Genomic DNA, 13,329 nt, shown 5'->3' with positions numbered 1-13,329 from the left:
CTCGCTTTAGCAGGGCCTAGACTCCCGTGCGTACAGATCGTGCGCAGTGATTGTCGAACGAGGCGACAAGGCACCGGCGACGCCACGCAACGCCAGGTAACGCCAGGGCAAAGCCAGGTAACGCCAGGCAGCGACAACGCAACGCCACGCGACGACAAGGTCGACTGGGTCAGGGAGCGAGGAGACGGACGTGCCGGAACCGACCGTGGTCGTGTTCGCGACGGACTACTTCCAGAGCTACTCCGTCGTCGGGCTCCTCGCGGTGATCGGCGTGCTGTTCGTGGCCGTCGCCTTCGCCGCCGGCCGGCTGTTGCGGCCGGTCGTGCCGACACCGGAGAAACTGCTCACCTACGAGTGCGGTGTCGACCCGGTGGGTGAGGGCTGGGCACACACCCAGGTCCGCTACTACGTCTACGCCTTTCTGTATGTGATCTTCGCGGTCGACTCGATCTTCCTCTTCCCGTGGGCGACGGTGTTCGCCGCCGACGGCTATGGCGCGACGACCCTCGTGGAGATGTTCATCTTCCTCGGCTTCCTCGCCGTGGGACTGCTCTACGCATGGAAGAAGGGGGTCCTGACATGGACGTGACCCCGACCCCGGAGCTCCTGCCGGAGCCACGGCGACTGGGCGCGCTCGCGCGTCTGGCACCGGAACCGATGAAGGTGGTCCTCAACTGGGGCCGCCGCTACAGCCTCTGGGTCTTCAACTTCGGACTCGCCTGCTGCGCCATCGAGTTCATCGCGGCGTCGATGGCACGGCACGACTTCATCCGGCTCGGCGTGATCCCCTTCGCACCGGGGCCCCGCCAGGCGGACCTCATGATCGTGTCCGGCACGGTGACGGACAAGATGGCTCCCGCGGTGAAGCGGCTGTACGAGCAGATGCCCGAGCCGAAGTACGTCATCTCCTTCGGCGCCTGCTCGAACTGCGGCGGCCCGTACTGGGACTCGTACTCGGTCACCAAGGGCGTCGACCAGATCATCCCGGTGGACGTCTACGTACCCGGCTGCCCGCCCCGCCCCGAGGCACTGCTCCAGGGGATTCTCAAGCTTCAGGAGAAGATCGCGCGAGAGTCGCTCGGCGAGCGCTACGGGCACGGTGGCGACGCCGGCCGCGCCACGAGCACTTCCCCTGCGGCACTGCGGAGCGGCCTGGTCGCACCACCGCCGCCCGCTCCTTCGGGTACGGAGGAGGAGCGGTGAACGCGAACCCCTACGACCGGCTTCCCGACGCCGTCACCGAGATCTTCGGCGAGGAGGCGACGGCGGAGCGGACGTACGAAGTGCTCACCGTCGACGTGCCCGTCGGCTCCTGGATCGCGGCCCTGGAGATCGCCCGCGACAAGCTGGGATGCACGTATTTCGACTGGCTCAGTGCCGTCGACGAGCCGGGCACCGGTTTCCGGGTGTGCGCGCACGTCGTCTCGCTGGAGAACCGCGCGGTGCGACGGCTGCTGGTGCGCACGACCGTTCCACACGCTGCTCCCTCACTGCCCTCGGCCGTCGACGTCTACGCGGGCGCGGGCTGGCACGAGCGCGAGACCCACGAGATGTTCGGCGTCGACTTCACCGGGCACCCCAACCAGCTTCCCCTGCTGCTGCCGGACGGCTTCGAGGGGCACCCGCTGCGCAAGGACTTCGTACTGGCAGCGCGTGTCGCCAAGGCGTGGCCGGGCGCGAAGGAGCCGGGGGAGTCCGAGCACGGTGGCCCCAAGCGGCGGCAGATGCTGCCGCCCGGTGTTCCCGACCCGAACGAGTGGGGCCCCCTCAAGGGCCAGCTCCCGCCCGCCCCCGCCCGGCCCGCCCGCGGGGCGCGCGCGGGTGCCGGCTCGGGCGCCGCAGGCGCAGCGGGCGCGGGTGAGCGGCCGGTCCGCCGCACCCGCACCGCCTCCGAAGGCTCCGCCAGCCAGGCGGAGACGCCCACACCGCGCCGCTCGCGCAGCGCGAGCGAGGGTTCGGCGTCCCAGGCACAGGCAGAGGCCCGGTCACAGGCCCAGGTTCAGGCCGAGGCCGCCGCGCCTACCGGCGCACCGCGCCGCTCGCGCTCCGCGAGTGAGGGTTCTGCGTCGCAGGCACAGGCCGGCACGCCGTCCGGGCCGTCCGGGGCCACGGACGCGGTGCAGGAACCGGCTCGCTCCCGCAGCACCGACGCGCCGTGGCACCACGCCCGACCGGCCTTCGGCGACGCCGACACCCCCGCCGGACAGCCGGCGCCCGAGGCCACCCCCGGCCCGGCAGAGCCGGCTCCGGACGCATCGGCACCGGCACCGGCACCGGGTCCCGCCGCACCAGCGTCTGCTCCGGATGCGCCGCCTACGGACACCGGCACTCCCGACACCGCCGACGAGCCCGCTCCCGAGAGCGACACCTCAGGACCCGAGACCTCCGCTCCAAAGACTCCAGGACCCGAGACCTCTGGACCCGAGACCTCTGGACCCGAGACTTCGGAACCCGGGACTTCAGAACCCGCGACCCCACGGCCCGCGCCCGGATCCGACGACGGACCGGACACCGCGCCCGACCGACCCACCGGAGGCGAGCCCGCGTGAACGACGCACTGGACATCGCACTCCGGCTCGTCGTGGTGTTCGCCGTGTTCCTCGTCCTCCCCCTTGTCATCGGGCAGACCGAGCACAAGGTGATGGCCCACATGCAGGGCCGCCTCGGCCCGATGTACGCCGGTGGCTTCCACGGGTGGGCGCAGCTCGTCGCCGACGGTGTGAAGTTCGCGCAGAAGGAGGACGTGGTGCCGGCGCAGGCCGACCGCCGTGTCTTCCAACTCGCTCCCGCCGTGGCGCTTCTGCCCTACCTCCTCGTACTCGTGGCGATCCCGATCGGACCGAGCGAGGGCGCGGTCGGCCAGGTCGTCGACGCCGGTATCTTCTTCGTCCTCGCCGTCATGGGCGTCGGGGTGCTCGGCTCGCTCATGGCCGGCTGGGCGTCGGCCAACAAGTTCTCCCTGCTCGGCGGTCTGCGTACGGCAGCCCAGCTGCTCGCGTACGAGCTGCCGATGCTGCTGACCGCCGCCTCCGTCGCCATGGCGGCGGGGACGGTGTCACTGCCCGGCATTCTGAACGCCTTCGAGTGGTGGTGGCTGCCCTGGCAGATCGTCGGCGCGATCGTCTTCTTCGTCGCCGGTCTCGCCGAGCTGCAACGCCCGCCGTTCGACATGCCCGTCGCCGATTCCGAGATCATCTTCGGCGCCTACACCGAGTACACGGGGCTGCGGTTCGCTCTGTTCCTGCTGGCCGAGTACGCGGGCATCGTCGTCCTGTGCGGTCTGACCACCGTCCTGTTCCTCGGCGGCTGGCACGGCCCGTTCGGCGAGGACGGCCTCGGCTGGGTGTGGACCCTGCTCAAGACGGCCGTGCTCGCGTTCATCGTCATCTGGCTGCGCGTGACCTATCCCCGGATGCGCGAGGACCAGCTGCAGAAGCTCGCCTGGACCGTCCTCATCCCGCTCGCCCTCGCCCAGATCGCCCTCACCGGCATCGTCAAGGTGGTGATCTAGCCGTGTCCCCGATCCCCGGATCCGGTCTTGCCAAGGGCCTGGCCGTCACCCTGCGGACGATGACGAAGAAGACCGTCACCGCCCAGTACCCCGACGTCCAGCCCGAACTCCCGCCCCGCACCCGCGGTGTGATCGGTCTGTTCGAGGAGAACTGCACGGTCTGCATGCTCTGCGCCCGCGAGTGCCCCGACTGGTGCATCTACATCGACTCCCACAAGGAGACGATGCCGGCGGCGGCACCCGGTGGCCGCGAACGCAGCCGTAACGTCCTCGACCGGTTCGCCATCGACTTCTCCCTCTGCATGTACTGCGGTATCTGCATCGAGGTGTGCCCCTTCGACGCGCTGTTCTGGTCGCCCGAGTTCGAGTACGCGGAGACGGACATCCGCGAGCTCACCCACGAGCGCGACAAGCTCCGCGAGTGGATGTGGACCGTTCCCGCACCGCCTGCGCTGGACCCCGGCGCGGAGGAGCCGAAGGAACTGGGCGCGGCCCGCAAGGCGGCCGACAAACTGGCAGCCGCGCAGGCGGCGGAGAACGCCCCCCTGGCCGGCGGCGACAGCCCGGAGCCCGAAGACGGCCCGGCCTCGGCCCAGGGAGGCCCGGCATGACGCTCGCCGCAGCCGCGACGCACGGCTTCCTCTCCCCGACGGGCGTCGAGATCGCCTTCCTGCTCGTGGGCATCGCCACCCTCGGCGCGGCCCTCATCACCGTCACGACCAGGCAGCTCGTGCACGCCGCCCTCTGGCTGGTCGTGGCGCTCGGTGGCCTTGCCGTCGAGTACCTCCTGCTCACCGCGGAGTTCATCGCGTGGGTGCAGGTCCTGATCTATGTCGGTTCCGTCGTCGTCCTCCTTCTGTTCGGTCTGATGCTCACCAGGGCGCCCATCGGCCGCTCGCCCGACGCCGACTCGGGCAACCGGTGGGTCGCCCTCGCGGTGGCGGCAGCCGCCGCGGCGTCCCTGGTGTGGGTCGTCGTCGACGCCTTCCGCACCACCTGGATCGACCTGGACGGTCCGGCCCAGGGCTCCACCAAGGTGTCCGGCGAGATCCTCTTCCGGCACTGGGTGCTGCCGTTCGAGGCGCTCTCCGTGCTGCTGCTCGCCGCGCTCATCGGCGCGATCGTCCTGTCCCGCAGGGACGAGGACGCACCGGCCCCGGACCGAGGGGCCCGAGAAACCCGAGCGGCCCGAGAGGGGACCAGCTGATGCACCTCGCCTATCCCGCCGTGCTGGCCGTGCTCCTCTTCAGCGTCGGGCTTTACGGGGTGCTCGCACGCCGCAACGCGATCCTCGTCCTGATGTCCGTCGAGCTGATGCTCAACGCCGTCAACCTCAACCTGGTCGCCTTCGACGTCTGGCTGCGCGACACCCTGCACGCCGGCCAGGCGCTCACCCTCTTCGTCATCGCCATCGCGGCCGCCGAGATCGGCATCGGTCTGGCGATCGTGCTGATGGTGTACCGCAACCGAGGCAGCTCCGACGTCGACCGCCTGCGCGACACCGCGGAGACGCCGCACGGCGACGACCGCCCCCGCTCGGACACCGACGGCGAAACACCCGCAGACCGCGAGGAGAAGGCCGAGGCCACCGCGTGACCACCACGACCCTCGCCGTCCTCGTCCCCCTCCTTCCGTTCCTCGGCGCCGCGGCCGGGCTGCTGTTCGGCCGCACCGCACCCGGGTTCGTACGCCCGCTTGCCGTACTGCCGACGCTTGCCGCGGCCGCCCTCGCCGTACTCGTAGCCGTACGTCAGGACGGCGACAAGGCGATCGACGCCTCCACGCGGCTCACCCCGACAGGTTCGGTCCCGATCGACCTCGCGATCCATCTCGACGGATTCGCGGTCCTCGCCGCCGTCCTCGTCGGGGTCGTCGCCTCCTGCGTACAGATCTACTCGACGGGCTATCTCCGCGACGACCCGCGCTATCCCTCGTACGCCGCCCTCGTCTCGCTGTTCACCTCCGCCATGCTGCTCGTCGTCTACTCCGGCGATCTGATGGTGCTGCTGGTCGGCTGGGAGATCATGGGCATCTGCTCGTACTTCCTCGTCGGCCACTACTGGGAGACGCCCGAGGCACGTGCCGCCTCCCTCAAGGCCTTCCTGGTCACCAAGCTCGGTTATGTCCCCTTCCTGATCGGTCTGTTCGCGCTCGCGGCCGACGCGGGTACTTTCCGGATCACCGGGATCCTCGGAGCGGTCGCCGCCGACGCCATCGAGCACCCCACCCTCATCGCGCTGCTGCTCCTCGCCGGAGTGGCCGGCAAGTCGGCGCAGTTCCCGCTGCACACCTGGCTGCCCGACGCGATGGCGGGCCCCACCCCCGTCTCCGCGCTGATCCACGCAGCGACGATGGTCGCCGCCGGTATCTACTTCGTGGCCCGGCTCCTTCCGCTGTTCGCGGCGTCCGCGGCTGCCATGACCGCGCTCGCCGTGATGGCGGCCGTCACGATGGTCGGCTCGGCACTCGCCGCCCTCGCGCAGGACGACATCAAGCGTGTCCTCGCCTACTCGACCATCGGCCAGCTCGGCTACATGTCCGGCGCCCTGGCCGCAGGCGACCGCGGGGCCGCCGTCTTCCACCTCCTGTCCCACGGTGCGTTCAAGGCGCTGCTGTTCCTCGCCGCCGGTGCGGTCATCCACGCCGCCGGGACCAACTCGCTCGCCGCCATGTCCCGTATGAGCGGCCTCGCCAAGCGCATCCCCGACGCGTACTGGACGATGACCGTCGCTCTGCTCGCGCTCGCCGCGATCCCTCCCTTCGCCGGTTTCTTCTCCAAGGAAGCCGTCCTCGTGGTCGCCGAGCACACCGCTCTCGGCGACTCCGCCGTCGCGCCCGCCGCGGCCGGCTGGCTCGTGCTCGTCGCCGCGCTGCTGACCGCCCTCCTGACCGCCGCCTACGCGATCCGGCTGTGGCTGCTGGCCTTCCGCGGCCGCGGCACCGAGGCGCCCGACCACGGCCGGCAACCCCTCGCGATGACCACGGTGCTGTGGGTCCTCGCCGTCCCCTCGCTCGCCTTCGGGCTGGCCGCCGGCAGCCTGCCCCGCTGGTTCGACGGCCACGACCTCACGCCCACGCTGACCACCGCCGTCCTGGGCACGGGGGTCGCACTCGTCGGCGGACTGATCACCTACGGAGCCTGGCGGCACGCCACCGCGGTCGCCGCCCGCCCTCCGATCGGCGCCGTCGCCGCGCACCCCGCCGCCGAACCGGCCGTCTCCGAGGCCGAGGCCATCGCCACCCACGTCCCTGCCTACGGCGACATCGCGGCCGCCCCCGATCCGGCCGACCCCGCGCGACTGCTGCTGGGCCCGTTCCACCGCCACGCGGCCGCGGGCTTCCACGTCGACGCCCTCTACACCGCGCTGTTCGTCCGCCCCGTCCGGGCAGCCGCCCGACTGGTCCGCTTCCTGGACCGCGAGGTCGTCGACACCTACGTACACGGTTCCGGCACCGGCATGCGCTGGCTCGGCACGGCCGTCCGACGCGCCCAGACCGGGAACGTCCAGACCTACCTGAGCGTGCTGCTCGCCGGCTCCGTGGTCCTCGCGATCGCTGCCGTCGTCCTTTCCAACGTCAACGCCGGATCGTGAGCCGTGATCGATATCAGCGAGTCCGTGATGCAGTTCCTTCTCGCGCTCATCGTCGTCGGCCCGCTGCTCGGGGCCGCCGCCGCTCTGCTGCCCGCCCCGCCCGGGCTGCGCGGCAGCAGCCCCGACCAAGCGGTACTGCGCCACGGCGTGACCGTCACCGGCGCGATCCTGGTCGCCGCGATCGTGCTCGCTCTCGGCTTCGACCACGACCACCCGTCCACGATGCAGGCCACGACCGACATCAGCTGGATCCCCGCACTCGACGTGCGGATCCACCTCGGCATCGACGGCATCTCGCTCCCCCTTCTGGTCCTTACGGCGCTGCTGACCTTCCTCTGCGCGCTCTACAGCTACTTCAAAATGCCTGCGGGCCCGTCCCCGAAGGCCTTCGTCGCCCTGCTGCTCGTCCTCGAGTCCGGCACGCTCGCGACCTTCGCCGTCCTCGACCTGCTGCTGTTCTTCCTGGCCTTCGAGATGGTGCTCATCCCGATGTACTTCCTCATCGCCCGCTGGGGCGGCGAGGCCAGGCAGCCCGCCGCCTGGAAGTTCATCCTCTACACGCTGCTCGGTTCCGTGGTCATGCTGCTCGGTCTGCTGCTCATCGGGCTGAAGGCCGGCACATTCGACATGGTGGCACTCGCCACTGACAACGGCCGCGGACTGACCACATCAGTGCAGGTCGTCGCCGTTCTCGCGATCGGTCTCGGCCTCGCCGTGAAGACGCCGATGTGGCCGCTGCACACCTGGCTGCCCGACGCCCACACCGCCGCCCCGACCGTCGGCTCGGTCCTCCTCGCCGGCGTACTGCTGAAGATGGGCACGTACGGGTTCGTCCGCATCGTCCTGCCCGTCGCACCCGACGGCATGCGGACCTTCGCGCCGTATCTGGCCGCGTTCGCCGTCGTCGGCATCATCTACGGCTCCCTCGCCTGCCTGGCCCTCGCACGGAGCGGCGCCGGCGGTGACCTGAAACGACTGATCGCGTACTCGTCGGTCGGCCACATGGGCTTCGTGCTGCTCGGCATCGCGACGATGACGCCGACCGGAGTGAACGGCGCGCTCTTCGCCAACATCGCCCACGGCCTCATCACCGGCCTGCTGTTCTTCCTGGTCGGAGCGATCAAGGACCGCTACGGCACCGCCGATCTCGACACCCTCGCGGGAGCCACGGGAGCAGCGCTGTACGGCCGGGCTCCCCGCCTCGGCGGCCTGCTCGCCTTCGCGGCGGTCGCCTCGCTCGGGCTGCCTGGGCTCGCCGGTTTCTGGGGCGAGATGCTCGCTCTGTTCGGGGCGTTCGACCCGGCCGACGGCCTCAGCCGCCCCGCGTTCCTGACCTTCATGGCGATCGGCGCGTTCGGCACCCTGCTCACGGCGGCCTATCTGCTGGTCGTGGTACGCCGCGTGTGCATGGGCGGCAGGCCGCAGGAAGGCGGGGACGAGCGGCGGGCCGAACCGTTCGCAGACGTCCGTGGGTACGAATTCGCCGCGTGGACGCCGCTCGTGGCCCTGACCGTCATCGCCGGACTGTGGCCCGCGGTCCTCCTCGGCCTGACCGACCCGGCCGTGCAGAAGCTCCTCGCAGGAGGCAAGTCGTGATCGTGGCAGCCGAGAGTGCCAGTCTCGTCCAGTCGGTCGACTGGGCGGCGATCGCGCCGCCCACCGTCACCGCGGCCGTCGCTCTGATCGTCCTGGTCGCCGATCTCTTCCTCGAAGACCGGCGCAAGCCCCTGCTCGGGGCGGTCGCCGTCGCCGGGCTCGTCGTCTCGATCGTCGCACTCGTACCGCTGCGCAACGGTGACCGCTCCACCTTCTGCCTGACCGACAACCCCGTGGCCTGCAGTTACACGGCCGACCACTTCACACTCGTCATCCAGTTCCTGGTGCTGGGCGGGGCGCTGCTGACCGCGCTGCTCTCCCTCTCCGACACCAGGGACAAGCTCCCGGCAGGCGAGTTCTGGTTCCTGCTGCTGTCATCCGCGGCGGGTGCGGCGCTGCTGCCCGCCTCCCGTGACCTCGCCACCCTCGTCGTGGCCCTCGAGGTCGCCTCTCTGCCGGCATTCGCGCTGGTCGGCCTCAGGCGCGGTGACCGTCTTTCCAGCGAAGCCGCCCTGAAGTTCTTCCTCTCATCCGTCACCGCGACGGCCGTGACGCTGCTCGGCGTCAGCTTCGTGTACGCGACCACGGGAACACTGCACCTGACGCAGGTCGCGGCCGGCCTCGAGGACGTCCCCGGCCAGTTGGACACACTCGCCAAGGCCGGCGTCGCACTGACCCTCGTCGGCTTCGCCTTCAAAACGGCCGCCGTCCCCTTCCACTTCTGGGTGCCGGACACCTACGTGGGTGCCCCGCTGCCCGTCGCCGGCTACCTCTCCGTGGTCGGCAAGGCCGTCGGATTCACCGGGCTCATCCTGGTGACCGTCATCGCCTTCCCGGGGTACGCCGACGTCTGGGGCCCGGCGATGGCCGTCCTCGCCGCCCTGACCATGACCGCGGGCAACGTCGCCGCGCTGCGCCAGGCACCGGCACGCGCGTGGAGCGCGGTACGTCTGCTCGCCTGGTCCTCGGTGGCCCAGGCCGGCTACCTGCTGGTGCCGATCGCCGCCGCCGCGTACTCCAGTGACCAGCAGATCGGTTCGACGGTCGCGTACGCCCTGATGTACGCCGTCGTGAACCTGGGCGCGTTCGCCGTGGCGGCCCTCGTCGCCCGGACACGGCCGCTCAACCGGATCGCCGACTACCGCGGCCTGTACGCCACCCGCCCGCTCACCGCACTGGCCATGGGCTTCTTCCTGCTCTGCCTCGCCGGGCTGCCGCCGGGCATCGTCGGCCTGTTCGCCAAGGTGACCGTGTTCTCCGCGGCCGTCGACGCGGGCCTCGGCTGGCTGGCCGTCGTCATGGGCATCAACGTCGTGATCGCCCTCTACTACTACCTGCAGTGGACGGCGACCCTCTTCCGTGCCCCCGAGGCGGCGGAAGCCGGCGAGCCGGTCGGCAGGAGGACACCCGCCCCGGTGACCGCTGCCGTGGCCCTGACCGCGGCCGGGGGTGTCGTCCTGTCGGGCTACCCCCAGCTGGTCCTGCGGTTCGCGGCGGACAGCCTCTTCTGAGCGGCGGTCGCTGCAGCTCACCCGAACGGCCCGGACCGTGGCCGCGGCAATCAAGGGAACCAGCGTCCTTCGCCTGGCGTTGACCAGTACAGAAGGGTCCACTGGACAGTGGAGAGCACCACCACGCAAAGGGTCCCCTGCCGCACCACTTGGAGGGCGTACCGTGCACCGCCGGCACAACGGGCTGAAGACCGCAGTACTCCTCGGGGGACTGTCCGCGCTGATCCTCGTCATCGGCAGCTTCTTCGGACGTACGGGGCTGATCGTCGCGCTCGTCGTGGCGCTCGGCACCAACGCGTACGCCTACTGGAACAGCGACAAGCTGGCGCTGCGGGCCATGCGTGCCCGCCCGGTCAGCGAGTTCGAGGCACCGGCGCTCTACCGCATGGTCCGCGAGCTCTCCACAGCGGCCCGCCAGCCCATGCCGCGCCTCTACATCTCTCCGACCCAGGCCCCCAACGCGTTCGCGACGGGCCGCAACCCGCGCAACGCGGCGGTCTGCTGCACCGAAGGGATCCTGCGCATTCTCGACGAGCGGGAGCTGCGGGGAGTCATCGGTCATGAGCTGAGCCACGTCTACAACCGGGACATCCTGATCTCGTCGGTCGCCGGAGCTCTTGCCTCCGTCGTGATGTTCCTGGTGAACTTCGCCTGGCTGATCCCCATCGGCCGCTCCGACGACGACGACGGCCCCGGCCTGATCGGCATGCTGCTGATCATGCTGCTCGGTCCTTTGGCGGCATCTGTGATCCAGCTCGCCGTCAGCCGCTCTCGCGAATTCGAGGCGGATGCCTCGGGCTCTCAGCTCACCGGAGACCCACTGGCCCTCGCGAGCGCACTGCGCAAGCTCGACGCCGGTACCAAGCAGCTTCCGCTGCCGCCGGAGCCACGACTGGAGACCGCGAGCCACATGATGATTGCCAACCCCTTCGGTCCCGGCCGCGGGTTGTCCAGGATGTTCTCGACCCACCCGCCCATGGCGGAACGAATCGCCCGACTCGAGCAGATGGCAGGTCCTCGCACGTGAAGACAATCCTGAACGTCATATGGCTGGTCCTGAGCGGCTTCTGGCTGTTCCTGGGATACCTGCTGGCGGGTGTCATTCTCTGTATCACCGTCATCGGCATCCCGTTCGGCCTCGCCTCGTTCCGGATCGGCGTCTACGCCCTCTGGCCGTTCGGCTACACGACCGCGGACCGGCGTGACTCCGGCGCACCGTCTCTGGTGGGCAACGTCCTGTGGGTCGTCCTGGCCGGTTGGTGGCTCGCACTCGGGCACATCGTCACAGGCATCGCCCTCTGCTTCACGATCATCGGAATCCCCTTCGGGATCGCGAACTTCAAGCTGATCCCGGTGTCCCTCATGCCGCTGGGCAGGGAGATCGTGAGGACCGATCAGCCGTTCACCGCGCGCTGATCAGGCCCGGCGGTGGCGGCCCTGCTCACCGGGCCGCTTCCTCGGGCTCCCGCTGCGGGCGCGGCTGACGCCGGTCAGCGGGCGAGCCGTATCCGCGTCCCGTACACCGCCGCGCCCACAGCCAGTACCGCCGCCCCGGAGACCACGGACGACAGCGGCAGCGAGAAGGCAAGTCCGAGGCAGCCCGCCATCCCGCAGGCGGCCGTCACCTTCACGGTCCAGGACACTCGAACGGGTGTATCGCCCCGTCGCCCGGAACTCAGGGTCCACGCCGAGGCGTTGGCGATTGTGTAGTAGACGAGCACTCCGAACGACGAGAAGCCGATCGCCCCGCGCAGGTCCGCGGTCGCCGCCACCACCGCGACGACGACCCCTACAGCGACCTCTGCGCGGTGCGGCACCTGGAACCGCGGATGGACGGCGGCCAGGGCACCCGGCAGATGGCCGTCACGAGCCATCGCGAGCGTGGTCCTCGACACGCCGAGAATCAGAGCGAGCAGCGACCCGAGCGCCGCCACGACAGCACCGACACCCACGACCGGCACCAGCCAGGAAGCACCGGCGGCCCGCACGGCATCCGCGAGCGGAGCCGTCGCCTGCCCGAGCTTCCCCGCACCGAGTACGGAAAGGACGGCGAAAGCGACGCACCCGTAGACGACCAGCGCGATGCCCAGGGCCAGCGGCACGGCCCGCGGGATCGTACGAGCCGGATCCCGCACCTCCTCACCCAGGGTCGTGATCCGCGCGTACCCGGCGAAGGCGAAGAACAACAGCCCCGCCGCCTGGAGAACTCCGGCCGCCGACGAGTCGTCGGCCGGCTCCAGCCGGCCGAACTCCGCGGACCCACTGCCCAGACAGACCACCACGACCGCCGCGAGAACCGCCAGCACCACCGACACGATCACCCGCGTCAGCAGAGCCGACTTCTGAATGCCCCCGTAGTTCACGGCAGTCAGCGCGACCACGGCGCCGACCGCCACCGCATGCGCCTGTCCCGGCCAGGCGTAGGCGCCGACCGTCAGCGCCATCGCCGCACACGAGGCCGTTTTTCCGACGATGAACGCCCAGCCGGCCAGACAACCCCAGAACTCGCCCAGCCGCTCCCGTCCGTACACGTAGGTGCCGCCCGACGCGGGATACAGGGCGGCGAGGCGAGCCGACGACATGGCATTGCAGTAGGCCACCGCCGCCGCAAGGGCAAGGCCGAGCAGCAGACCTGTCCCGGCTGCCCGGGCCGCCGGCCCCAGCGCGGCGAAGATCCCCGCCCCTACCATCGATCCCAGACCGATCACGACCGCGTCGAAAACTCCGAGCGACCGCCGCAACTCCCTCGTCATACGCCGCACCTTACTGATCACCGCAACCGTGCCCCGTGGGGGCGGCGTCTTCGACAACAACAACGTACGAAAGGCAGGTCACGGCATGACCATCGTCGGCTGGATCGTTCTCGGGCTGCTCGCCGGAGCCATAGCCAAGATCCTGCTGCCGGGCCGCGACCCCGGCGGCCTGGTCGGCACCACCCTGATAGGCGTCGCGGGGGCCTTCATCGGCGGCTGGGCCTCCGCCCGTTATCTGGACCGTGAGATCGCCAACGAGTTCTATGACGGACCCACCTGGATCGCGGCGATCGGCGGCGCGCTCGCCCTGCTGATCGTCTACCGGATCCTGTTCGGTCATTCCCGCTCGCGCTGAGCGCCGCGAC

Annotated in this window: 14 protein-coding genes; 13 read left to right on the top strand and 1 reads right to left on the bottom strand. The window is 70.4% G+C overall.

From position 1 onward, the window contains the following. The first annotated feature begins 190 nt into the window (after positions 1-190). The 12 genes from ACFYV1_RS14370 (at position 191) to ACFYV1_RS14315 (ending at position 11,627) form a co-directional block, all read left to right on the top strand. On the top strand, positions 191-589 hold the full coding sequence (locus tag ACFYV1_RS14370; protein WP_389395758.1) for an NADH-quinone oxidoreductase subunit A: 399 nt from the start codon (positions 191-193) through the stop codon (positions 587-589). Then, positions 580-1,203: an NADH-quinone oxidoreductase subunit B gene (locus ACFYV1_RS14365; protein WP_389395757.1), complete on the top strand. Its 624-nt coding sequence runs from the start codon at positions 580-582 to the stop codon at positions 1,201-1,203. Before ACFYV1_RS14370 ends, ACFYV1_RS14365 begins: the two co-directional genes overlap by 10 nt. Continuing rightward, on the top strand, positions 1,200-2,549 hold the full coding sequence (locus ACFYV1_RS14360) for an NADH-quinone oxidoreductase subunit C (protein ID WP_389395756.1): 1,350 nt from the start codon (positions 1,200-1,202) through the stop codon (positions 2,547-2,549). Before ACFYV1_RS14365 ends, ACFYV1_RS14360 begins: the two co-directional genes overlap by 4 nt. After that, entirely contained in the window at positions 2,546-3,511 is a 966-nt protein-coding gene (locus ACFYV1_RS14355) for an NADH-quinone oxidoreductase subunit H (RefSeq protein ID WP_389395755.1), read from the top strand. Before ACFYV1_RS14360 ends, ACFYV1_RS14355 begins: the two co-directional genes overlap by 4 nt. A gap of 2 nt (positions 3,512-3,513) precedes the next feature. After that, positions 3,514-4,122 (top strand): NuoI/complex I 23 kDa subunit family protein, encoded by a 609-nt coding sequence (locus ACFYV1_RS14350; RefSeq protein WP_389395754.1) that lies wholly within the window; start codon positions 3,514-3,516, stop codon positions 4,120-4,122. Continuing rightward, positions 4,119-4,718, top strand: a complete 600-nt coding sequence (locus ACFYV1_RS14345) for an NADH-quinone oxidoreductase subunit J (protein WP_389395753.1) — start codon at positions 4,119-4,121, stop codon at positions 4,716-4,718. Before ACFYV1_RS14350 ends, ACFYV1_RS14345 begins: the two co-directional genes overlap by 4 nt. Then, entirely contained in the window at positions 4,718-5,107 is a 390-nt protein-coding gene (nuoK, locus tag ACFYV1_RS14340; protein WP_389395752.1) for an NADH-quinone oxidoreductase subunit NuoK, read from the top strand. Before ACFYV1_RS14345 ends, nuoK begins: the two co-directional genes overlap by 1 nt. Continuing rightward, a complete protein-coding gene (locus tag ACFYV1_RS14335) occupies positions 5,104-7,104 on the top strand; it encodes an NADH-quinone oxidoreductase subunit L (RefSeq protein ID WP_389395751.1) in 2,001 nt (666 codons plus the stop codon). Before nuoK ends, ACFYV1_RS14335 begins: the two co-directional genes overlap by 4 nt. A gap of 3 nt (positions 7,105-7,107) precedes the next feature. Further along, positions 7,108-8,700: an NADH-quinone oxidoreductase subunit M gene (locus ACFYV1_RS14330; RefSeq protein ID WP_389395750.1), complete on the top strand. Its 1,593-nt coding sequence runs from the start codon at positions 7,108-7,110 to the stop codon at positions 8,698-8,700. Next, the gene (locus ACFYV1_RS14325; RefSeq protein WP_389395749.1) at positions 8,697-10,211 is read left to right on the top strand and encodes an NADH-quinone oxidoreductase subunit N; all 1,515 of its coding nucleotides are present in this window, start codon (positions 8,697-8,699) and stop codon (positions 10,209-10,211) included. Before ACFYV1_RS14330 ends, ACFYV1_RS14325 begins: the two co-directional genes overlap by 4 nt. A gap of 163 nt (positions 10,212-10,374) precedes the next feature. After that, a complete protein-coding gene (gene htpX / locus ACFYV1_RS14320; RefSeq protein WP_389395748.1) occupies positions 10,375-11,238 on the top strand; it encodes a zinc metalloprotease HtpX in 864 nt (287 codons plus the stop codon). Beyond that, entirely contained in the window at positions 11,235-11,627 is a 393-nt protein-coding gene (locus tag ACFYV1_RS14315) for a YccF domain-containing protein (protein ID WP_389395747.1), read from the top strand. The genes htpX and ACFYV1_RS14315 overlap by 4 nt, the downstream gene beginning before the upstream one ends. A 74-nt stretch (positions 11,628-11,701) precedes the next feature. Here the strand turns inward: ACFYV1_RS14315 and ACFYV1_RS14310 are convergent, their stop codons facing one another. Next, positions 11,702-12,964, bottom strand: coding sequence for an APC family permease (locus tag ACFYV1_RS14310; protein ID WP_389395746.1), 1,263 nt, complete (start codon positions 12,962-12,964; stop codon positions 11,702-11,704). A gap of 85 nt (positions 12,965-13,049) precedes the next feature. On the opposite strand from ACFYV1_RS14310, the gene ACFYV1_RS14305 reads away from it, so the two are divergent. Continuing rightward, the gene (locus ACFYV1_RS14305; RefSeq protein WP_389395745.1) at positions 13,050-13,319 is read left to right on the top strand and encodes a GlsB/YeaQ/YmgE family stress response membrane protein; all 270 of its coding nucleotides are present in this window, start codon (positions 13,050-13,052) and stop codon (positions 13,317-13,319) included. Positions 13,320-13,329 lie beyond the last annotated feature (10 nt).

The organism is Streptomyces sp. NPDC003023, assembly GCF_042888225.1.
Classification (GTDB): Bacteria; Actinomycetota; Actinomycetes; order Streptomycetales; family Streptomycetaceae; genus Streptomyces.
Note: the sequence above shows the minus strand (reverse complement) of the source record. Positions and strands in the feature narration are given on the sequence as shown.